The sequence below is a fragment of the Streptomyces malaysiensis subsp. malaysiensis genome (assembly GCF_040653035.1).
GTDB classification, from domain to species: Bacteria; Actinomycetota; Actinomycetes; order Streptomycetales; family Streptomycetaceae; genus Streptomyces; species Streptomyces malaysiensis.
The window spans coordinates 1-20339 of the sequence record NZ_JBEZNG010000048.1 but is presented as its reverse complement, the minus strand read 5'-3'; the positions used below and the strand labels follow the sequence as shown (position 1 = coordinate 20339).

21 protein-coding genes are annotated in these 20339 nt (G+C 70.4%); 15 read left to right on the top strand and 6 right to left on the bottom strand.

Annotated elements, in window-relative coordinates; translation table 11 throughout:
- The first annotated feature begins 2 nt into the window (after positions 1-2).
- The 5 genes from AB0E24_RS44115 (at position 3) to tyrS (ending at position 5104) form a co-directional block, all read left to right on the top strand.
- A complete protein-coding gene (locus tag AB0E24_RS44115; protein WP_232639311.1) occupies positions 3-368 on the top strand; it encodes a DUF5958 family protein in 366 nt (121 codons plus the stop codon).
- Entirely contained in the window at positions 329-691 is a 363-nt protein-coding gene (locus AB0E24_RS46205) for an immunity protein CdiI family protein (RefSeq protein WP_518524791.1), read from the top strand. The genes AB0E24_RS44115 and AB0E24_RS46205 overlap by 40 nt, the downstream gene beginning before the upstream one ends.
- Positions 675-2213: a TldD/PmbA family protein gene (locus AB0E24_RS44110; protein ID WP_069874633.1), complete on the top strand. Its 1539-nt coding sequence runs from the start codon at positions 675-677 to the stop codon at positions 2211-2213. The genes AB0E24_RS46205 and AB0E24_RS44110 overlap by 17 nt, the downstream gene beginning before the upstream one ends.
- A complete protein-coding gene (locus AB0E24_RS44105; protein WP_359385545.1) occupies positions 2210-3616 on the top strand; it encodes a metallopeptidase TldD-related protein in 1407 nt (468 codons plus the stop codon). Before AB0E24_RS44110 ends, AB0E24_RS44105 begins: the two co-directional genes overlap by 4 nt.
- Positions 3617-3688: 72 nt before the next feature.
- Complete coding sequence (gene tyrS, locus AB0E24_RS44100) at positions 3689-5104, top strand: tyrosine--tRNA ligase (protein WP_093699808.1); 1416 nt, start codon at positions 3689-3691, stop codon at positions 5102-5104.
- Positions 5105-5206: 102 nt separating this feature from the next.
- Here tyrS and AB0E24_RS44095 read toward each other — a convergent pair whose 3' ends face one another.
- Entirely contained in the window at positions 5207-5491 is a 285-nt protein-coding gene (locus AB0E24_RS44095; RefSeq protein WP_069874626.1) for a GlsB/YeaQ/YmgE family stress response membrane protein, read from the bottom strand.
- A 216-nt stretch (positions 5492-5707) separates the two neighbouring features.
- On the opposite strand from AB0E24_RS44095, the gene AB0E24_RS44090 reads away from it, so the two are divergent.
- Positions 5708-6097, top strand: coding sequence for a DUF3099 domain-containing protein (locus tag AB0E24_RS44090; protein ID WP_069874623.1), 390 nt, complete (start codon positions 5708-5710; stop codon positions 6095-6097).
- Positions 6098-6290: 193 nt separating this feature from the next.
- Complete coding sequence (locus AB0E24_RS44085; RefSeq protein ID WP_069874621.1) at positions 6291-6527, top strand: hypothetical protein; 237 nt, start codon at positions 6291-6293, stop codon at positions 6525-6527.
- Positions 6528-6589: 62 nt separating this feature from the next.
- Here AB0E24_RS44085 and moaA read toward each other — a convergent pair whose 3' ends face one another.
- From moaA to AB0E24_RS44070, 3 genes are all read right to left on the bottom strand, one after another.
- Positions 6590-7579 carry a GTP 3',8-cyclase MoaA gene (gene moaA / locus AB0E24_RS44080; protein ID WP_069874619.1) on the bottom strand — a complete coding sequence of 330 codons (990 nt, stop codon included), beginning with the start codon at positions 7577-7579 and terminating at the stop codon, positions 6590-6592.
- A gap of 102 nt (positions 7580-7681) precedes the next feature.
- A complete protein-coding gene (locus AB0E24_RS44075; RefSeq protein ID WP_102934211.1) occupies positions 7682-9301 on the bottom strand; it encodes a monocarboxylic acid transporter in 1620 nt (539 codons plus the stop codon).
- Positions 9298-9654 (bottom strand): DUF485 domain-containing protein, encoded by a 357-nt coding sequence (locus AB0E24_RS44070; protein ID WP_069874613.1) that lies wholly within the window; start codon positions 9652-9654, stop codon positions 9298-9300. The genes AB0E24_RS44075 and AB0E24_RS44070 overlap by 4 nt, the downstream gene beginning before the upstream one ends.
- 650 nt (positions 9655-10304) lie before the next feature.
- On the opposite strand from AB0E24_RS44070, the gene AB0E24_RS44065 reads away from it, so the two are divergent.
- On the top strand, positions 10305-11837 hold the full coding sequence (locus AB0E24_RS44065) for a S8 family peptidase (RefSeq protein ID WP_079257158.1): 1533 nt from the start codon (positions 10305-10307) through the stop codon (positions 11835-11837).
- 89 nt (positions 11838-11926) lie between these two features.
- A complete protein-coding gene (locus AB0E24_RS44060) occupies positions 11927-12448 on the top strand; it encodes a hypothetical protein (RefSeq protein ID WP_099013332.1) in 522 nt (173 codons plus the stop codon).
- A 173-nt stretch (positions 12449-12621) separates the two neighbouring features.
- Here the strand turns inward: AB0E24_RS44060 and AB0E24_RS44055 are convergent, their stop codons facing one another.
- Positions 12622-13314, bottom strand: a complete 693-nt coding sequence (locus AB0E24_RS44055; RefSeq protein ID WP_079257160.1) for a lysoplasmalogenase — start codon at positions 13312-13314, stop codon at positions 12622-12624.
- On the bottom strand, positions 13311-14189 hold the full coding sequence (locus AB0E24_RS44050; protein ID WP_359385540.1) for a sterol desaturase family protein: 879 nt from the start codon (positions 14187-14189) through the stop codon (positions 13311-13313). Before AB0E24_RS44050 ends, AB0E24_RS44055 begins: the two co-directional genes overlap by 4 nt.
- Positions 14190-14309: 120 nt before the next feature.
- Between AB0E24_RS44050 and AB0E24_RS44045 the strand changes: the two genes are divergently transcribed.
- From AB0E24_RS44045 to AB0E24_RS44020, 6 genes are all read left to right on the top strand, one after another.
- A complete protein-coding gene (locus AB0E24_RS44045) occupies positions 14310-15212 on the top strand; it encodes a hypothetical protein (protein WP_359385538.1) in 903 nt (300 codons plus the stop codon).
- A gap of 122 nt (positions 15213-15334) precedes the next feature.
- Positions 15335-16321 (top strand): DEDDh family exonuclease, encoded by a 987-nt coding sequence (locus tag AB0E24_RS44040; RefSeq protein ID WP_069874599.1) that lies wholly within the window; start codon positions 15335-15337, stop codon positions 16319-16321.
- 63 nt (positions 16322-16384) lie between these two features.
- Positions 16385-16618: a metallothionein gene (locus AB0E24_RS44035; RefSeq protein ID WP_037949523.1), complete on the top strand. Its 234-nt coding sequence runs from the start codon at positions 16385-16387 to the stop codon at positions 16616-16618.
- Positions 16619-16695: 77 nt separating this feature from the next.
- Complete coding sequence (locus AB0E24_RS44030) at positions 16696-17505, top strand: SURF1 family cytochrome oxidase biogenesis protein (protein ID WP_359385535.1); 810 nt, start codon at positions 16696-16698, stop codon at positions 17503-17505.
- Positions 17506-17556: 51 nt separating this feature from the next.
- Positions 17557-19338 carry a glycoside hydrolase family 15 protein gene (locus AB0E24_RS44025; RefSeq protein WP_147967291.1) on the top strand — a complete coding sequence of 594 codons (1782 nt, stop codon included), beginning with the start codon at positions 17557-17559 and terminating at the stop codon, positions 19336-19338.
- 4 nt (positions 19339-19342) lie between these two features.
- Positions 19343-20098: an SDR family oxidoreductase gene (locus AB0E24_RS44020; RefSeq protein WP_069874592.1), complete on the top strand. Its 756-nt coding sequence runs from the start codon at positions 19343-19345 to the stop codon at positions 20096-20098.
- The last annotated feature ends 241 nt before the right edge of the window (positions 20099-20339 follow it).

The following is a 20339-nucleotide window of genomic DNA, read 5'->3' as shown; positions in this document are numbered from 1 at the left end:
GAATGATCAATGAGGTGGCCCAAAGGCTACGCGGCATGGACGAGGCCGTGAGCTGGTTCAGTTCGCTGGACCAGACCGAGCAGCGAGCGGTGCTGCAAGAGGTGGTTCGTTACTCGATGCAGGCGCACGCAACAGCAGAGGACGGACGAAACGGCCTGGCACAGTCGGGGGTGAAGCCGACGATGACCCCTGCCGTCTTGATTGTTCGAGAACCAATCCTCGAACAGATGGGTAAGATCATCAACCTTCCGCCAAATGAGTACATGAAGTCCTTCCGCGTACTTCTCTCGACGTTCGCAGTCGCTGACACGCGGCGAAGAGAAACAGAGTGTCGAGGCGTGTGCAATCACGCCTGGCACAACCTGTGAATTCCACGGTGAAGCATACGGCGCGTCTCTCCGTAGATTACGAGTGCTATCCCGTGTGGGTCGTGACCGAACAAGGACTGGATAACGTAGCGCCCGACTCGCTTCCTCTCAGCAAGCAGCTCGTCGAGGATCTGGACCGCTGGGGCGACGAGTACGAGGCAACCTACAACCGGGATGCCGCCGTCGGGGCCGACAGAGCTGCCCCCGAACCCCGGCGTCCAGGGCAATTGCCGCGCCCCAGGCCCCAGCCGCATGGTTCACTGCCGACGGGCACCACGCCACGTACGCGACGAAGAGGAGCCGCCCGTGCCGCACGAGATTGATCCGTCCTTCCTCGCGTTGCCCCTGAGGGCGCTTGCCGATGCGGCTCTCGCTCGGGCTCGTGCGCTGGGGGCCGCGCATGCCGACTTCCGGTTCGAGCGGGTGCGCAGTGCCGGCTGGCGGTTGCGGGATGGCAGGCCGTCGGGGGCCGCCGATACCACCGATCTGGGGTACGCCGTACGGGTGGTGCACGGCGGGGCGTGGGGGTTCGCGTCCGGCGTGGACCTCAGCATGGACGCCGCCGCGCGGGTCGCCTCGCAGGCGGTGGCGATGGCGAAGCTGTCGGCCAAGGTGATCGAGGCGGCCGGGTCCGATGAGCGCGTGGAGCTCGCGGCGGAGCCGGTGCACGCCGAGAAGACGTGGATCTCCGCCTATGAGATCAACCCCTTCGACGTGCCCGACTCCGACAAGACCGGGCTGCTCGGCGAGTGGAGCGAGCGGCTGCTGGCGGCCGATGGGGTGGCGCACGCGGACGCGTCGCTGCTGACCGTGCAGGAGAACAAGTTCTACGCGGACACGGCGGGCACCGTGACCACCCAGCAGCGGGTGCGGCTCCATCCGCAGCTCACCGCCGTGGCCGTGGACCCGGCCAGCGGGGAGTTCGACTCGATGCGCACCCTGGCCCCGCCGGTCGGGCGCGGCTGGGAGTATCTGACCGGGGCCCCCGGCGCGGGCGGCGGCTGGGACTGGGACACCGAGCTGGCGGAGATCCCGGAGCTGCTCGCCGAGAAGATGCGCGCGCCATCCGTGGAGGCCGGGTCGTACGACCTGGTGGTGGACCCGTCCAATCTGTGGCTGACGATCCATGAGTCGATCGGCCACGCCACCGAGCTGGACCGCGCGCTCGGCTACGAGGCGGCGTACGCGGGCACCTCCTTCGCCACCTTCGACCAGCTGGGGAAGTTGAAGTACGGCTCCTCGGTGATGAATGTGACCGGGGACCGGACCGCCGAGCACGGGCTGGCCACCATCGGCTATGACGACGAGGGCGTGGCCGCCCAGTCCTGGGATCTGGTGAAGGACGGCACGCTCGTCGGCTATCAGCTGGACCGCCGGATCGCCCGGCTGACCGGTTTCGAGCGGTCGAACGGCTGCGCCTTCGCCGATTCGCCGGGCCATGTGCCGGTGCAGCGGATGGCGAACGTATCGCTCCAGCCCGCCCCCGACGGCCCCTCGACGGAGGAGCTGATCGGCGACGTCGAGAACGGTCTGTATCTGGTCGGCGACCGCTCCTGGTCGATCGATATGCAGCGGTACAACTTTCAATTCACGGCCCAAAGGGCGTACCGCATCAGAAACGGCGCTCTCGCCGGGCAGGTGCGCGACTTCGCCTACCAGGCCACCACCACCGACTTCTGGGGTTCGATGACGGCCGTCGGCGGCCCGCGGACATATGTCCTGGGCGGCGCCTTCAACTGTGGAAAGGCCCAGCCGGGGCAGATCGCGGCGGTTTCGCACGGCTGCCCGTCGGCGCTGTTCCGCGGCGTCAACATCCTCAACACCACCCAGGAGGCCGGACGATGAGCGTGAAGCCCCATGAGATCGTCGAGCGCGCCCTGGAGCTGTCCCGCGCGGATGGCTGTGTGGTGATCGCGAACGAGACCTCGACCGCCAATCTGCGCTGGGCGGGCAACGCCCTGACGACCAACGGTGTCACCCGCGGCCGCACCCTGACCGTCGTGGCCACCGTGAACGGCGGGCGGGGCACCGCCTCGGGTGTGGTGTCCCGGTCCGCGGTCACGGCCGACGAACTGGAGCCGCTGGTCCGGGCCGCCGAGGCGGCCGCGCGGGAGGCGGAGCCGGCCGAGGACGCCCAGCCGCTGGTGGAGCGGGATCCAGACGCGGCGGTCTCCCCCGGTTTCACCGACGCCCCCGCCACGACCTCCTCCGAGGTGTTCGCCGGCTTCGCCCCCGCCCTCGGCGAGTCCTTCGCCGCCGCCCGCGCGGGCGGCCGGGAGCTGTACGGATTCGCCCACCATCAGCTGGTCTCCAGCTATCTGGGCACCTCCACCGGGCTGCGGCTGCGCCATGACCAGCCCACCGGCACGCTCGAGGTCAACGCCAAATCCGCGGGTTCCGGCACGGCCGCACCCCGTTCGGCCTGGGCCGGGCGGGCCACCCGCGACTTCACCGATGTGGACCCGGCCGCGATCGACGCCGAGCTCGCCCGGCGGCTCGCCTGGGCCGAGCGGAGGATCGAGCTGCCGGCCGGCCGCTACGAGACGCTGCTGCCCCCGACCGCCGTGGCCGATCTGCTGATCGACCAGCTGTGGTCCTCCTCGGCCCGGGACGCGGCCGAGGGCCGTACGGTCTTCAGCAAGCCGGGCGGTGGCACCCGGGTCGGCGAGAAGCTGTCCGAGCTGCCGCTCACACTGCGCAGCGACCCGGCCGAGCCGGGTCTTGAGGCGGCGCCGTTCGTGATCGCGCACACATCCGGGGACGATGTGTCGGTCTTCGACAACGGTCTGCCGCTGACCGCCACCGACTGGATCCGCGACGGGGTGCTCCAGCGGCTGATCACCAGCCGGCACACGGCCGCCCTCACCGGGCTGCCCCTCGCCCCCGCGATCGACAACCTGATCGTGGACGCGGGCGGCACCCGCTCGCTGGAGGAGATGGTCGCGGCCACCGAGCGGGGGCTGCTGCTCACCTCCCTGTGGTACATCCGCGAGGTCGACCCGGCGACGCTGCTGCTGACCGGGCTGACCCGGGACGGGGTCTATCTCGTGGAGAACGGCGAGGTGGTCGGCGAGGTGAACAACTTCCGGTTCAACGAGTCGCCGGTGGATCTGCTGGCCCGCGCCACCGAGGCGGGCCGCACCGAGCGGACGCTGGCGCGGGAGTGGAGCGACTACTTCAACCGCGCCGCGGTGCCGCCGCTGCGCATCCCGGACTTCAATATGAGCTCGGTCAGCAAGGGGGTGTGAAGGAGCCGAATAGACTGGTCCACGCCCATCCGGAACGAATCGATATCCGTCACTTCTATCCCCAGGAACGCCATGACACGCCTCGGCGAATCCGTCGCCCGCGCCAGCGAGCTCCTCACCCAGGACCTCTCCTCCGACAAGACCGTCGAGCGGCTGCTCGAGGAGACGGGCTCGCGGCGCTATCTCGATCTGACGGACCTGTCGCCGACGGAGCAGGCCGAGCTGATCGCGTCCCGTACGGTCGAGATCCTGCCCGGTACGGAGGAGCTGGCCAAGCGGATCGAGGAGCGCCGCGGCGCGGGCCGGGGCCTGGCCATCAAGCTGGGCATCGACCCGACGGCCGCCGATGTGCACCTCGGCCATGTGGTGCCGATGATCATCCTCAGCCGCTTCCAGCGCATGGGGCATGACGTCACGCTGCTGATCGGCGACTTCACGGCCAAGATCGGCGACCCGTCGGGCCGTACGGCGGAGCGCCCGCCGCTCACCGACGAGGACATCGCCCGGAACCTCGCGGGCTACCAGGACCAGGTCCGGCCCTTCTTCGACTTCGAGCGGGTCAGTCTGCGGCAGAACAGCGAGTGGCTGGCGCCGTTCACCTTCCCCGAGCTGCTGGGGCTGCTCTCCCAGGTGCCGGTCTCCCAGCTGCTCCAGCGCGAGGACTTCCGCAACCGGCTGGCCGCCGGCTCCGGTCTGACCATGTCCGAGCTGCTCTACCCGATCGCGCAGGCCCTCGACTCCGTGGCCCTGGAGTGCGATGTGGAGCTGGGCGGCGCGGATCAGCTGCTCAACCTCCAGATGGGCCGCAAGCTGATGGAGCTGCGCGGGCAGCGGCCGCAGCTGGTGGTCACGATGCCGCTGATCGAGGGCACGGACGGCACCGGCGCCAAGATGTCCAAGTCCAAGGGCAACTATGTCGCGCTGTCCGCGACCGCCGACGATGTCTTCGGCAAGATCATGTCGATTCCGGACCGGCTGATGAAGCCGTACCTGGAGGCGTGGACCGAGTGGACGGACGCGGAGATCGCCGCCGCGGTCGCCCGGGTGGAGGACCGCTCGCTGCACCCGATGGATCTGAAGAAGGTCCTGGCCGGTGAGGTGGTGGCGGCGCTGTACGGCGTCGAGAAGGCGATGGCGGCCCGTGCGGGCTTCGTCGCCCAGTTCTCCAAGAAGAGCTTCACCGATGTCGAGACGCCGGTGGTCGACGCCGGGGAGCACGGTGCCGAGTCCATCGCGACCGTGCTGAGCAAGGTGCTGGCGTTCCAGCCCAGCGCCTCTGCCGCCCGCCGGGTCGCCAAGCAGAACGGGCTGCGGCTGGTGATCGAGACCGAGGGCGGCCAGGAGTCGGTGGTGCTTCCCGAGGCCCAGGCGGTGCGCCCGCTGGCCGAGGTGGTCGCGGAGACGCTGGCGGGCACCGGCGCGGCGCCGGGCTCCGGCACGGTCTACCTCAAGGCCGGGCGGAAGATCGCCCAGGTGCGCGGGGTGTAATCCACCCGCCCCGCGACCGCACGGAAGCGGCGGCCGGTGCGCATCCACCACGCGCACCGCCCGCCGCCGCTCGTACGACGTGTGCGGGCTCCGGAATCCGTCTCAGGCCCGCTCGCGGCGGCTGCCCGGACGCCGGATCCGCTGCCACAGCGGAGTGCCCAGGGCGACGATCAGCACGGCCCCCGCGAGCTGGAGCAGATGCCGGATCCAGTCGAAGCCGCCGGTGTGCCGGACCCCGATCCACCCCGACACGGCGTTGCCCAGCATTCCGCCGAGGATGCCGTAGACGCAGGTCAGCCAGAGGGGAATGGCCTGTTTGCCGGGGAGGATCGCTCTGGCGATCACACCGAGGATCAGGCCCACGACGATCGCCCACAGCCAGTTCATGTCGCCTCCCTGACACATGGCGAGGGGATGCACATCCCTTCCAGTGTTTGACCACTTCGGGTACGGCGCACGCCGGAGGGGCGGTACGCCTTCTGGCGCAGTGGGAGACGGCACCCATCAGGGTGCCCCGGTCTCGAACCGACAGCAGGCGCGGCGTAACGTTGAGTACGTCCCAGAGCGGGGGAAGCCCGCTCGGCGATCGGGTGGTGGAACGTGATGCGGAAGCACGGCGATGCGGAAGTCTTCCGGATCACCGGAGCGCGTCAGGGGCTGGCCGATGACGTACGCGGCCGGCAGCGGCGCTATGTGATCTCGATGTCGGTGCGGACCATCGCGGTTGTGCTGGCGGCGGTGTTGTGGAACGTGGAGCGCCATGTGGCCATCGTGGCTCTGGTGCTGGGCGTGGTGCTGCCCTACATCGCGGTCGTGGTCGCCAACGCGGGCCGGGAGAACGTCACTTCGCTGCCCACCACCTTCGTCCCGGCCCCGCCCCGTCCGATGCTGATCGCCGGGCGCGGAGAGGAGCCGACGGACCCCCACGGGGCGGAATCCGTCCCGGAGGACGTCGGACATATCAGCGAACCTGGACGCGGCGAGCGCGGCTGACCTGCCGCGATTCCATAAGCTCAAGAAAACCTCAGACCAATAGTGCAGTACCGGTGCACCGGGCCCTATCCCTCGTGACATACTGCGTACGCGCTCCGCATCCCCCGTCGGAGCGACGGACCGACGCCGGGCGGCTCCCCCCGTGGCTGCCCGGCGTCGCCATGTCCGGGGCACCTTCCGTAGAGTCTGCGGTGTGAACACCCGCGAAACCGCCGCCGAGACCGACACCGTGATCTGCTCCGCCAAGGGCTGCCACGCCCCCGCCGTATGGGTGCTGGCCTGGAACAACCCCAAGATTCACACCCCGGAGCGGCGCAAGACCTGGCTCGCCTGCGAGGAACACCGCGAGTATCTGTCGGAGTTCCTCGGAGTGCGGGGCTTCCTCAAGGACGTGGTGACGCTGGAGGAGTGGTCGGCCGCCGACCACTGACCCGAAGGCCACCGGCCGCCCGACCGGGGGCGTCAGCCACCGGCCACCCGCCACGGGCGCCATCAGCCGCCGATCGCCGACATCGGCCGGTCCGGCTGGAGGAACGACGGGTCGTCGAGCCCCGATCCGGCCTTCTTGCCCCACATCGCCAGCCGCCACAGCCGGGCGATCTCCTCGTCCGGGGCGCCGGAGCGAAGCGCTCCGCGCAGATCGGACTCCTCGCGCGCGAACAGACAGGTGCGCACCTGTCCGTCGGCGGTCAGCCGGGTGCGGTCGCAGGCACGGCAGAACGGGCGAGTGACCGAGGCGATGACGCCGACCCGGGCCGGGCCGCCGTCGACCAGCCAGCGCTCGGCGGGCGCGGAGCCGCGCTCCCCCTCGTCTTCGGCGGTGAGGGTGAAACGGGTGCGCAGGCTGGTCAGGATGTCTCCGGCGGTGATCATGCCGTCGCGCTTCCAGCCGTGCTGGGCATCGAGCGGCATCTGCTCGATGAAGCGCAGCTCATAGTCGTTCTCCACGGCCCAGGCGAGCAGATCGGGCGCCTCGTCGTCGTTGAGCCCGGGCATCAGCACCGCGTTGACCTTCACCGGGGTCAGCCCGGCGGTGCGCGCCGCGTCGAGGCCGCGCAGCACATCGTCATGGCGCTTGCGCCGGGTCAGGGCCTGGAAGACCTCGGGACGCAAGGTGTCCAGCGAGACATTGACCCGGTCCAGGCCCGCGTCGCGCAGGGCCGAGGCGGTGCGCGCCAGCCCGATGCCGTTGGTGGTCAGCGACATCTGGGGGCGCGGGGCGAGAGCCGCGCAGCGCTCCACGATGCCGACCAGACCGGGGCGCAGCAGTGGCTCACCGCCGGTGAAGCGCACCTCGGTGACGCCGAGCTCGGTGACGGCGATCCGGATCAGCCGCACTATCTCGTCGTCGGTGAGCAGATCCGGTTTGGCGAGCCATTGAAGGCCCTCTTCCGGCATGCAATAGGTGCAGCGCAGATTGCAGCGATCGGTCAGGGAGACACGCAGGTCGGTGGCTACGCGACCATAGGTGTCGATCAGCATGGTGGCGGCCCCTCCACAGTTGGTGTACGTGCACTGCTCAATTGTCTCGCAGCGTACGTGACAGGTGTGACATGGAGGGGCCGCGCGGGTGGGTGGGACCGGTCAGTGGGCGCCGTGTCCGGTGAGCGAGCGGACCTCGAGCTCGGCGTACTTCTCCCGGTCGGGCTCCTCCTTCGAGACGACGGTGCCCAGCCAGCCGAGCAGGAAACCCAGCGGGATGGAGATCAGTCCGGGGTTCTCCAGCGGGAACCAGTGGAAGTCCACGTCCGGGAACATCGAGGTCTCCTTGCCCGAGACGACGGGCGAGAAGAGCACCAGGAAGACCGAGGAGATCAGTCCGCCGTAGATCGACCACAGCGCGCCCTGGGTGGTGAACCGTTTCCAGAACAGGCTGTAGAGGATCGTCGGCAGGTTTGCCGAGGCGGCGACCGCGAAGGCGAGCGCCACGAGTCCGGCCACGTTGAGATCTCGTGCGAACACCCCGAGGACGACGGCGACGGTGCCGATGCCGACGGTGGCCCAGCGCGCCGCCGAGATCTCCTCCTTCTGTGTCGCCTCGCCCTTGCGGATCACGTTGGCGTACAGGTCATGGGCGAAGGAGGACGAGGAGGCGAGGGTGAGTCCGGCGACCACGGCGAGGATCGTCGCGAACGCCACCGCGGAGATCACCGCGAGCAGGATGGCGCCGCCGGTGGAGTCCGGTCCGCCGCCGATCTCCTCGGCGAGCAGCGGGGCCGCGGTGTTGCCCGATTTATTGGAGGCGATGATGTCGTCGTGCCCCAGCAGCGCGGCGGCTCCGAAGCCCAGCGCGATGGTCATCAGGTAGAAGAGGCCGATGATGCCGATGGCCCAGTTGACCGAGTTACGGGCGGCCCGGGCGGTGGGCACGGTGTAGAAGCGGATGAGGATGTGCGGCAGTCCCGCGGTGCCCAGGACCAGGGCGATACCGAGCGAGATGAAGTCCAGTTTGGTGGTGGAGTTGATCCCGTACTTCAGCCCCGGCTCCAGGAATGCCTCTCCCATGCCGCTGTTCTTGGCCGCCTCGCCCAGTAGGTCGGAGATGTTGAAGTTGAACTTCAGCAGCACCAGGAAGGTGATCAGCAGCGTGCCCGCGATCAGCAGCACGGCCTTGACCATCTGCACCCAGGTGGTGCCCTTCATACCGCCGATGGTGACGTAGAGAATCATCACGACGCCGACCAGGACGACGATGAGGATCTTCCCGGCCTCGCTGGTGATGCCCAGCAGCAGGGAGACCAGCACACCCGCGCCCGCCATCTGCGCCAGCAGATAGAAGATCGAGACGACGATGGTGGAGACGCCCGCCGCGGTGCGCACCGGGCGCTGGCGCATCCGGTAGGCGAGGACGTCTCCCATCGTGTAGCGGCCGGAGTTGCGCAGCGGCTCGGCCACCAGCAGCAGGGCGACCAGCCAGGCGACGAGGAAGCCGATCGAGTACAGGAAGCCGTCGTAGCCGGAGAGCGCGATGGCGCCGGCGATGCCGAGGAAGGACGCCGCGGACATGTAGTCGCCGGAGATGGCGAGGCCGTTCTGGAAGCCGGAGAACTGGCGGCCGCCGGCGTAGAAGTCGGTGGCGTCCTTGGTCTGCCGGCCCGCCCATACGGTGATGGCGAGGGTGGCCAGGACGAAGACCGCGAAGAGCGTGACGATCAGCGGCCGGTTGTCCGATGCGCTCTCGGCCGCGAGCAGAGAGGGGCTCATGAACGCTCCTCCAGACGGGACTTGATCGCCTGGGCACGGGGGTCCAGCTTGGTGGCGGCGTGCCGGGAGTACCACCAGGCGATGAGGAAGGTGGTCAGGAACTGGGCGAGACCGAACACCAGGGCCACGTTGATGTGGCCCACGACCTTGGTGCCCATGAAGCCGTCCGCGTAGTTGGACAGCAGCACATAGAGCAGGTACCAGCTGACGAACGCGATGGTGAGCGGGAAGGCGAACGAGCGGTGGGCACCGCGCAGTTCGCCGAACTCCGCGCTCGCTTGCACCTCGGCGTAGGAGGAACGGTCAAGTTGCCGTTGATCGTCGGGGCGATCGTTGGCCGGTGCGGTATCCACGGTCTCTCCTGGTGAGTGGGGCACGGGGATGAATACGGCGGCGAGGGTGATCCAGATCACGCATGGTAGGGCGACGTGGACCTGTACGACAGGGGCCGGTTGATTGAAAGACGGATAAGAATTCGGAGGAGGGATCGGCTCCGGGTACTGTGGCGGGTTTTCTTCCGGAATGCATTGATGTTCGACCTTGATCAGCGATAGCTTCCTTCGTCATGTACCCGCCCAGACGCGGAAGCGTCCGGGCGGCCCGTACGGATGAAGTGGAGACCCCATGGCTCATCTGAGATCGGCCCCTCCAAGACCCGGACGGCGGGCTTTTGACGGTCCGTCGGCTTCGCACCACCCCTTCGCCACTCCCCGCCGCCTCTGTCCCGGTCCCGCGGCGTCCCGGGGCATCGAGGCGGTGTGCGGGATCCGCGCCATGAGGGCGCGCGCATTCGCTTGTGCGGATGACCCCGGCCGGACCACGGCCGTTGACACGGCCCGCCGGACCGCCGCCCGCGCCCGGGGGCTCCGCGTCCCCCGAGTGGCGCGCTGAGCGCGCGTCCGCGCCCCCGGTCCGGAACGCTGTCGGTCCAGCCCGGCCGTACGCCCAGAGCCTTCTCACCCACATCGAGCACATCGAGCACATCGAGAGAACCGGAGTACCCATGACGCCGCGCCGCACCTCCCTGCCGCTGCGCACCGCCGCGATACCCGCCGCCATGGCGCTCACCACCGCGCTGGCCTTCCTGCCCACCACCGCCACCGCTCTGGGGCACGACGGCCACGCCGCCGCGGCCACCACGGCCGACGGCCCGTCCCTGAGCTATGTCGTCAACACCCGCCCGGGGCAGGACGCGTCCCGGATCCGCAAGGCCATCGCCCAGGCCGGCGGTACGGTCGTCGTGTCCTACGACCGGATCGGCGTCATCGTGGCCCACTCCGCCAACCCGGACTTCGCCAAGACCGTCCGTAAGGTCCGCGGCGTGGCCTCCGCCGGGAACACCCGCACCGCCCCGCTGCCCGCCCAGTCCACCGACGACATCGACGCTCCGAAGCTGCTGAGCGAGAAGGAGCGGCAGGCGGTGGCGGCCAAGGCCGGGGCCGGGCAGGACCCGCTGGAGCCGCTCCAGTGGGATCTGCCGGCGATCAAGGCGGACAAGGCGCATGAGAAGAGCCTGGGCAGCCGGAACGTCACCGTCGGGGTCATCGACACCGGAGTGGACGACACCCACCCCGATCTGGCGCCGAACTTCGACCGTAAGGCGTCCGTCAACTGTGTGACGGGCAAGCCGGACACCGCCGACGGCGCCTGGCGGCCGACCGCCGAGGAGTCCCCGCACGGTACGCATGTCGCGGGTGAGATCGCCGCCGCGAAGAACGGCATCGGAGTCACCGGTGTGGCCCCGGGCGTCAAGGTCTCCGGTATCAAGGTGTCCACGACGGCCGGGTTCTTCTACACCGAGGCGGTCGTCTGCGGCTTCGTCTGGGCCGCCGAGCACGGCGTGGACGTCACCAACAACAGCTATTACACCGACCCGTGGTACTTCAACTGCACCACCGACCCGGACCAGAAGGCCCTGGTCGAGGCGGTGCGCCGGGCCTCCTCGTACGCGGAGCGCAAGGGCGTGGTCAATGTGGCCGCGGCGGGCAACGAGAACTACGACCTGACCTCGGACACCATCACCGACCCCTCCAGCCCCAACGACACCACCCCCGGCGACCGGGACGTGGACCCGAGCGTCTGCCTGGACATCCCGACCCAGCTGCCGGGCGTGGTCACGGTCGCCTCGACCGGCGCCAAGGGGCTCAAGTCCTCGTTCTCCAACTACGGCCTCGGGATCATCGACATCGCGGCTCCCGGCGGCGACAGCACCGCCTACCAGAAGCCGGAGCCCCCGGCCACCAGCGGCCTGATCTACAACACGCTGCCGGGCGGGCAGTACGGCTACATGGCGGGCACTTCGATGGCCTCGCCGCATGTCGCCGGTGTCGCGGCGCTCATCAAGAGCACCCATCCGCACGCCTCCCCGTGGCAGGTGAAGGCGCTGCTGAAGGCCCAGGCCGATGACATCGCCTGCCCGACGCCGTACGACATCGACGGCGACGGCACGGTCGACGCGGTGTGCGAGGGCGGCAAGCGGTACAACGGCTTCTACGGCGCCGGGCTCGCGGACGCCCTGGACGCCGTCGAGAAGTGACCGGCTGACACAATGCACGGGCCGCCGTGGCGGAAGCCGCCCGGCGGCCCGTAGGCCCCCTGATGAAGCCGCGAGAGGACCGCGTTCCCGTGCATCACGACGACTCCTGGGGGCCGCTGCCCCCACGGCCGGCCTTCTCGCTGCTGATCCGGTTCGTGCTCACCGTGCTGCTCCTGCCGCTGTGGTGGGCACTGCTCGTGGTGCTCTTCCTCTGCTTCATCGCCTTCGCGCTCGTGGCCGAGATCTTTACGATCATCCCCGGGTTCGAGAAGGGCTTCCTCAGCCTGATCGACAAGTTCGGCGACAACGTGGCGGTGTGGCCCGTCTGGTGCGTGACGCTCCCGGAGCTGCGGCACGAGGGCGACGCGGCCTTCTACCGGGCCCGGGTGGACCAGCGCATCGCCTCCTGGACCAGCAAGGAGCTGGCCGCCCAGAAGGCGAAGAAGGCCCCGCCGCCGGGCCCGCACGACATCCCCGTGCGCGCCTACCGCGGTGTGGGCGCGGGCTATGTCGTGGAGGCTGCGCGCGCCCAGGGCTGGGAGCTGAGCCATGACCACCCCTCGGACCCGCTGCACATGGTCCGGCTCCGGCGGCTGCCGGTCGCGGCCTGACGAGGGTTACGGCCTTACGGACGTCAGGGCGTGACGGCCTTATGGGCGCCACGGCCTTACGGGCACCACCACGTGACGGCCTTACGGGCGCCACGGCCATACGAACGTCACGGCGTCACAGCCTTACGGGTGCCACGGCCATACGGCATCACCGCGTGACGGCCTTACGGGCGTCACGGACCGACGAGCGCCCGTTCCGGTCCGGGGCGCGGGGCCGCGTCGCGCGTCGCTCCCGTCATCAGCAGCCACTGGGCGGCGACATAGGTGGCCATGATCCAGAACTGGGGCACCGGCGGCCGTGGCCAGTCGGCGAGCCCGGCCGCGATCAGGGTGTCGGAGAGCATGAACAGCGCCCCGCCGAGCCCGGTCCACGGGCCCGCCCCGAGCGCGGCCAGCGCCATGGCCGTCAGCAGCAGACTGTAGCCCGCGACGGGAAGCCGCAGATGCGCGGCGAGGCCGGGCCACAGCAGCGCCACCGTGCCCAGCCACGCGGCCCCGTACCCGGCGGCCACCCAGGCCGCCGTACGGGGCTCCGCACGGGCCGCCGCGCGGCCCCGCCCGGCGCGGGCGAACAGGGCCAGATAGCAGAGGTGTCCGGCCGCGAAGCACCCCATTCCGGCCAGGAACGCGGTCTCGCCGCCGATCTGGAGCAGCACATCGCCCCCGCATCCGCACAGCAGCGCGGCGGGCAGCGGCCACGGCCCGCCGCGCATCAGGGCCCATCCGGCGAGGACGGGCATCAGGGCGGGCTTGGTGAGGTGGACGACGGTGGTGGCGTCCCCGAGCAGCGCGGTCAGCTGGACGGCGGTCAGCAGCGCGAAGAGGGCGGCCAGGGCCCTCGTCGCGCGCCCGGTGGCGGCCGTCACCGCACGCTCTCGCCGACCGGCTCCGGCCGCCCGGCCTCCGGGGGCGGCGCGGGCTGCCAGCCCGGCCCCATGAAGACCCGGCCCGCCCGCTCGTGCCAGTCCCGCGCCGCGGCGAGGTCGCGGGCGATGGCCGCGTACTCGTGTGTGGCCACGCGCAGCGGGTTGTAGGTGCCGATGTTCTTCGTCAGTCCGTAGACGGGCCGCTCGGTCTCGGGGACGAACGATCCGAAGAGCCGGTCCCAGACGATGAGGATGCCCCCGAAGTTGCGGTCCAGGTAGCCGCCTTGGGAGGCGTGGTGGACGCGGTGGTGCGAGGGGGTGTTGAAGAGGAACTCGACGGGGCGCGGCAGGGTGCCGATCCGCTCGGTGTGGATCCAGAACTGGTAGACGAGGTTCACCGAGGAGCAGAACGCCACCGCCGCCGGGTGCACCCCGAGCGCGATCATCGGCACGTAGAACGGCCAGACGGTCCAGGTGGTCCATGGCTGCCGCAGGGCGGTGGTGAGGTTGAACTTCCTGCTGGAGTGGTGCACCACATGGCACGCCCACAGGATGCGGATGACATGGTGCCCGCGGTGCGACCAGTAGTAGAAGAAGTCCTGGGCGAGCAGCATCAGCGGCAGCGTCCACCACTCCACCGGGACCCGTAGCGGGGTGAGTTCGTAGACGGCGGCGTAGATCGCCACAATCGGGATCTTCCACACCAGGTCGAAGACGAGGCTGCCGAGTCCCATGGTGACGCTGGTGGCGGCGTCCTTCGCCGCGTACCCCTCGCTGTCCTCGTCCGGGTGGAGGCGGTAGCTCACCATCTCCACGACGGTGAGCAGGACAAAGGCCGGTATCGACCACAGCACGGCATTCGGCTGGTGCGGCATGTCCGCAACATAGAACCGCCCATAAGGGCGCCGCTAGAGGTAGTTACCAACAAGTATGGTAGATGGCATGTCAATAACGGGGGTCGCCCGCGGCCGCACGGCCGATTAGGATCCCCGCCTGTGCGCAGAGCCAGAGAACGGTTCCGGACCGGAGGCATAGCCCTCGTCTGCATGCTGTCGGCGCTCACCACGGGGTGCTCCTCCGGGTCGGGCGGCGATGACTCCCCCTCGGATCTGATGGCCGCGGTGCGGCACGTCTCGATCGCGGGCGCGAAGGGGACCCAGGTCTCCTATCTCGACGCCGCCCGGGTGCGCTCCCTGGAGAAGGGCGGCTCCCAGCGGTTCCGCACCGTCGGCCAGGCGGGCAGTCCGCTGCTGACGGGCTACCGCTTCAACGCCCATGGCTACGGACTCGATCCGGCCATGATCGACACCGATGTGACCAATGGGACCGCCGGGCACTGGCAGGGCTCCTTCGACGCCGGCCGCGTCACCGCCAAGCTCAAGGCGGGCGGATTCGCCCGGCACACCTGGCGCGGCGAGACGGTCTGGACGAAGGAGGGGGTGACCCTCCAGGTCGCCAAGGACGAGATCTCCTTCGGCTCCTCCGGCAAGGACCTGTCGGCGGTGCGCCCGGCCAAGGGCAAGTCCGTGGCGGACGACCCGGATTACCGGGCGCTGGGCGACTGTCTGGGCGATGTCTACCGCGCCGACTTCGGCGGCAAGAACGCCAAGGACGCGGTGCGCCTTTCGGCCACCGGACAGCTCGCGAAGTCCGCGACCGAGACATCAGGGGTCATCTGTGCCCTCACCGACGGCAAACGGACCGCCGAGCGCGCCGCCGACCGTCTGAAATCAGTCATCGACCGGCGGGCCCCGCGCTACGACGGCGCCAAGGTGACGGTTCTCACCGGGGATTCGCCCAGGGTGAAGGTGACGGTGCCCGACCGCGCGGGCGACAAACGCGCCGGCCGCCTCCTCACCAGCGACGTCGATCTCCAGCTGGCACTGTCCGACCTCTGACCCGCCGTACGGGCCCGACCGACCCGCGTACGGGCCCGACGCCCCGTCAACCCCGGGGCGGCGCCCGCCCCGACCGGCCCACCCGTCAGAGCTGTCGGTGACGGCCCGTATCCTCATGGACCATGCTCGAAGACCCCACGGCAACCGCACCGCACCCCGTACCGCCGTCCTCCTGGCCGGCCACCTATCCGCAGGGGTACGCGGTCGTCGACGTGGAGACCACCGGCCTCGCCCGCGACGACCGGATCGTCTCCGCGGCGGTCTATCAGCTCGACGCCCGGGGCACGGTGCAGGACCACTGGTACACCCTGGTCGATCCGCAGCGCGATCCGGGCCCGGTGTGGATCCACGGCCTCACCGAGGAGGTGCTGGCGGGCGCCCCGCGCTTCGCCGAGATCGCCGGGGAGCTCTCCGAGCGGCTGGCCGACCGCGTCCTGGTCGCGCACAACGCCGCCTTCGACTGGTCGATGCTCGCCCGCGAGTACGCCCGCACCAGGACCGCCGCGCCGGTGCGGCAGCGGCTGTGCACCATCGCCCTCTCCAAGGAGCTGGGCCTGCCGCTGCCCAACCACAAGCTGGAGACCCTCGCCGCGCACTACGGAGTGGTCCAGCGGCGCGCCCACCACGCCCTGGACGACGCCCGAGTGCTCGCCGAGACCTTCCGGCCCAGCCTCCACCGGGCCGCCGAGACCGGGCTGCGCCTGCCGCTGCTGGCCTGCCAGCCGCTCACCGAGTGGTCCGAAGGCCCGGCGATCGGCCGCCAGCGGTCGTACCGGCAGAGCTGGCGCCCCAGCCGCAAGCTCCCGGCCTGCCCCTACCCCAACCCCGGGCGCTACGAGCCGGGCGGGCAGCTCGTCCAGGGCATGCGGGTGGCGTTCTCCGGGGACACCTCCGTCGACCGCGAGCTGCTGGAGGACCGGACGATCGAGGCCGGGCTGCATGTGGCCTCCAGCGTCTCCCGGCTCACCAGCGTGCTGGTCACCAACGACCCCGAGTCGCCCACGTCCAAGACCACCAAGGCCCGCTCCTTCGGCACGCCCATCATCGACGAGGCCGCCTTCATGCAGCTCCTCCTGGACGTCACCCCCGCGCCGCCGACAAACAGGTGAAGTCGGCGCGACGCGCCCGCCCGCCGCTCGCCCACCACCGCGCGGGCCCGCACGCTGAGGCGCATGGCACGTTGTGAGGTCTGCGGAAACGACTACCGGATGACATTCGAGGTGCACGCGCAGGGCAATGTGCACGTCTTCGACTGCTTCCAGTGCGCCATCCACCGCATGGCGCCCATCTGCGAACACTGCCGCGCCCAGATCATCGGGCAGGGCGTGGAGGCGGACGGCCAGTTCTACTGCTGTGCGCACTGCGCGCGGGCGGAAGGGAAGGTGGGCATCGTCGACCATGTGTGAACCCGGCCACCTGCGTGGATTGTCCTGGGACGCCCCCACCGGCCGAGGGACAATCCACGCCGAGTAATGTCAACGATGTGTACCGCTTCCTGTTGACCCGGCAGTGGGTGATCCTCACACTCGTGGCCCTGGCCCTGATCCCGACGATGATCAGGCTGGGTTTCTGGCAGCTGCACCGCCATGAACACCGGGTCGCCCAGAACCAGCTGATCGGGGACAACCTCGGCGCCCCGGCCGTGGCCGTCGAGAAGCTCACCGCCCCCGGCCGTACGGTCCCCCGCGACGACACCTGGCGCACGGTGACCGCCACCGGCACCTATGACATCGCCCATGAGATCGTCGTCCGCCAGCGCACCGGCTCCGACGAGCAGTCCATCGGCTACTTCGTGCTCACCCCGCTGCTGCTCCCGGACGAGCGCGCGGTCCTGGTCAACCGGGGCTGGATCCCGGCCGGCCCGGACCTCACCAAATTCCCGAAGGTCCCCGCCGCCCCCTCCGGCAAGGTCACCGTCACCGGCCGGCTGAAGGCCGACGAGACCACCGGCAACAGCGGCATCAAGGACAAGCAGGGGCTGCCGCCCCGCCAGGTCTCGCTGATCAACAGCGAGCAGCAGGCGAAGGCGCTCTCCCGCCCCGTCCTCGGCGGCTACGTGGAACTCACCGCATCCTCCCCCAAGGGCGGCAAGCAGCCCCAGCCGGTCGCCGCGCCCAACCACAGCGACATCGGCCCGCATATGGCCTACGCCGTCCAGTGGTGGCTGTTCTCCGCCGGTGTGCCCATCGGCTGGATCGTGCTGGCCCGCCGCGAGCGCCGGGACCGCGCCGCCGAGGCCGCGAAGGCGGCGGCCACCCCCGAAAAGGTCCCCGCCGCGGCCGGGGCCGACTAGTCGCCTGGTCGGCGGGGGTAGGAAGCCGTTCCCCGGGGAAGGCGCCCGGATATGGCACAGCACATCGACGACTACGCCCTCATCGGTGACCACCAGACGGTGGCCCTGGTCAGCCGCCGTGGCTCCATCGACTGGCTGTGTCTGCCCCGCTTCGACTCACCGGCCTGTTTCGCCGCCCTCCTCGGCGACCGCGACAACGGCCACTGGCGGCTCGCCCCCAAGGGCGCGGGCGCCTGCACCCGCCGCGGCTACCTCGACGACTCCCTCGTCCTGGAGTCGGTCTGGGAGACGGAGACGGGCACGGTCAAGGTCATCGACTTCATGCCGCAGCGCGACCGCGCCCCCGATGTCGTCCGCATCGTCGAGGGCGTATCCGGCCGCGTCGACATGCTCGGCGTCCTCCGGCTCCGCTTCGACTACGGCCGGGTCATCCCCTGGATGCGCCGCACCGACGGCCACCGGATCGCGGTCGCCGGGCCGGACTCGGTATGGCTGCGCTCGGAGCCCGAGGTCCACACCTACGGCGAGGACTTCAGCACCCGCTCCGAGTTCACCGTCTCGGCCGGGGACCGGGTGGCCTTCGTGCTCACCTGGCACCCCTCCCACGAGCCCCGCCCCCGGCTCATCGACCCGTACGACTCCCTCCGCTCCAGCCTGGCGGACTGGCGCGGCTGGGCCGCCCGCTGCCGCTACGAGGGCCCCTACCGGGACGCCGTCATACGCTCCCTGATCACCCTCAAGGCGCTCACCTACGCCCCGAGCGGCGGCATCGTCGCGGCCCCCACCACCTCGCTGCCCGAGCGGCTCGGCGGCGTCCGCAACTGGGACTACCGCTACTGCTGGCTGCGCGACTCCACCCTCACCCTGAACGCCCTGCTCCGCGCCGGCTACCGCCAGGAGGCCGCCCACTGGCGCGACTGGCTGCTGCGCGCGATCGCCGGCGACCCGGCCGAGCTCCAGATCATGTACGGCCTGCGGGGCGAGCGCCGGATCCATGAACACGAGCTGACCTGGCTGGAGGGGTACGAGCGCTCCACCCCCGTCCGGGTCGGCAACGACGCCGTCGACCAGCGCCAGCTCGACGTCTACGGCGAGGTGCTCGACACCCTCCACGTCGCCCGCTCCTCCGGACTGTCCACCGAACCCCACGTCTGGAAGATCCAGACCGCGCTCATGGACTTCCTGGAGTCCGCCTGGCGCGACCCCGACGAGGGGCTGTGGGAGGTGCGCGGACCCCGCCGCCACTTCGTCCACTCCAAGATCATGGCCTGGGTCGCCGCCGACCGCGCCGTCCGCGCCATCGAGTCCCACCCCGAGCTGGGCGGCGACGCGAGCCGCTGGCGCGCCATGCGCGACGCCGTCCACCGCGAGGTCTGCGAGAAGGGCTACGACCCGGTGCGGTCCACCTTCACCCAGTCCTACGGCTCCGCCGAACTGGACGCCGCGACCCTGCTCATCCCCCGCGTCGGCTTCCTCCCCGCCACCGACCCGCGCGTCATCGGGACCATCGACGCCGTCCGCCGCGAGCTCAGCGAGGACGGCCTGATCCGCCGCTACACCGCCGACGGCGACGTGGACGGCCTCCCCGGCACCGAGGGCGCCTTCCTCGCCTGCTCCTTCTGGCTCGCCGACGCCCTCCAGCTGGTCGGCCGCCACAAGGACGCCACGGCGCTCTTCGAACGCCTCCTCGCGCTCCGCAACGACGTCGGGCTGCTCGCCGAGGAGTACGACCCCGCGACCGGCCGCCAGCTCGGCAACTTCCCCCAGGCGTTCAGCCACATCGGGCTGGTGGGGACCGCCCTCACCCTCGCGGAGGGGCCCAAGGCAGACTGAACCCATGGATCTTGGACTCAAAGACCGGGTGTACATCGTCACCGGAGCCACCCGCGGGCTCGGGCTCGCGACCGCCCGTGAGCTGATCGCCGACGGTGCGAAGGCCGTCATCACCGGCCGCGACGCCGATACGGCGGCCGCCGTCGCCGCCGACCTCGGGCCCAACGCCGTCGGCGCCGCCGCCGACAACGCCGACCCCGAGGCCGCGGGCCGCCTCATCGCCACCGCCCGCGAGCAGTTCGGCCGCTTCGACGGCGTCCTCATCAGCGTCGGCGGCCCTCCGGCCGGGCTGACCGCCGACATCACCGACGCCCAGTGGCAGGCCGCCTTCGACTCCGTCTTCCTCGGCGCCGTCCGCCTCGCCCGCACCGCCGCGGACCAACTCGGCTCCGGCGGCGTGATCGGCTTCGTCCTCTCCGGCTCCGTCCGCGAGCCGATCCCGGGCCTCACCATCTCCAACGGCCTGCGGCCCGGCCTCGCCGGCTTCGCCAAATCCCTCTCCCTCGAGGTCGGCCCCCGCGGCATCCGCGTCGTGGGCCTCCTCCCGTCCCGCATCGACACCGACCGCATCCGCGAGCTCGACGGCCTCTCGGGCGACGCGGAGGCCGCGCGGGAGCGGAACGCGGCGGCGATTCCGCTGGGGCGGTATGGGACGCCCGAGGAATTCGGCAAGGCCGCGGCGTTCTTGCTGTCCCCGGCGGCGTCGTATCTCACGGGCGTGATGCTTCCGGTGGACGGCGGGGCACTGCACAACTTCTGAACCCCGGGGCGAGCCGCCAAGTGCGGACCGTGGGCGCCTCCGGCGGGCAATCCCCACCCCGCCCCTTCCCGAAAGACGGGGCTCCGCCCCGTCACCCCGCTCCTCAAACGCCGGAGGGGCTGGAGGACACCCCGGGCCGGACAGGAGTTCTGTGTCACCGGGGGGCGGTCGCCGACGAGACGGGAGGGGGCGGGGTCGGAGGGGTGGGGTCCTGGACGCTTACGTGTATTTGTGGCGCCAA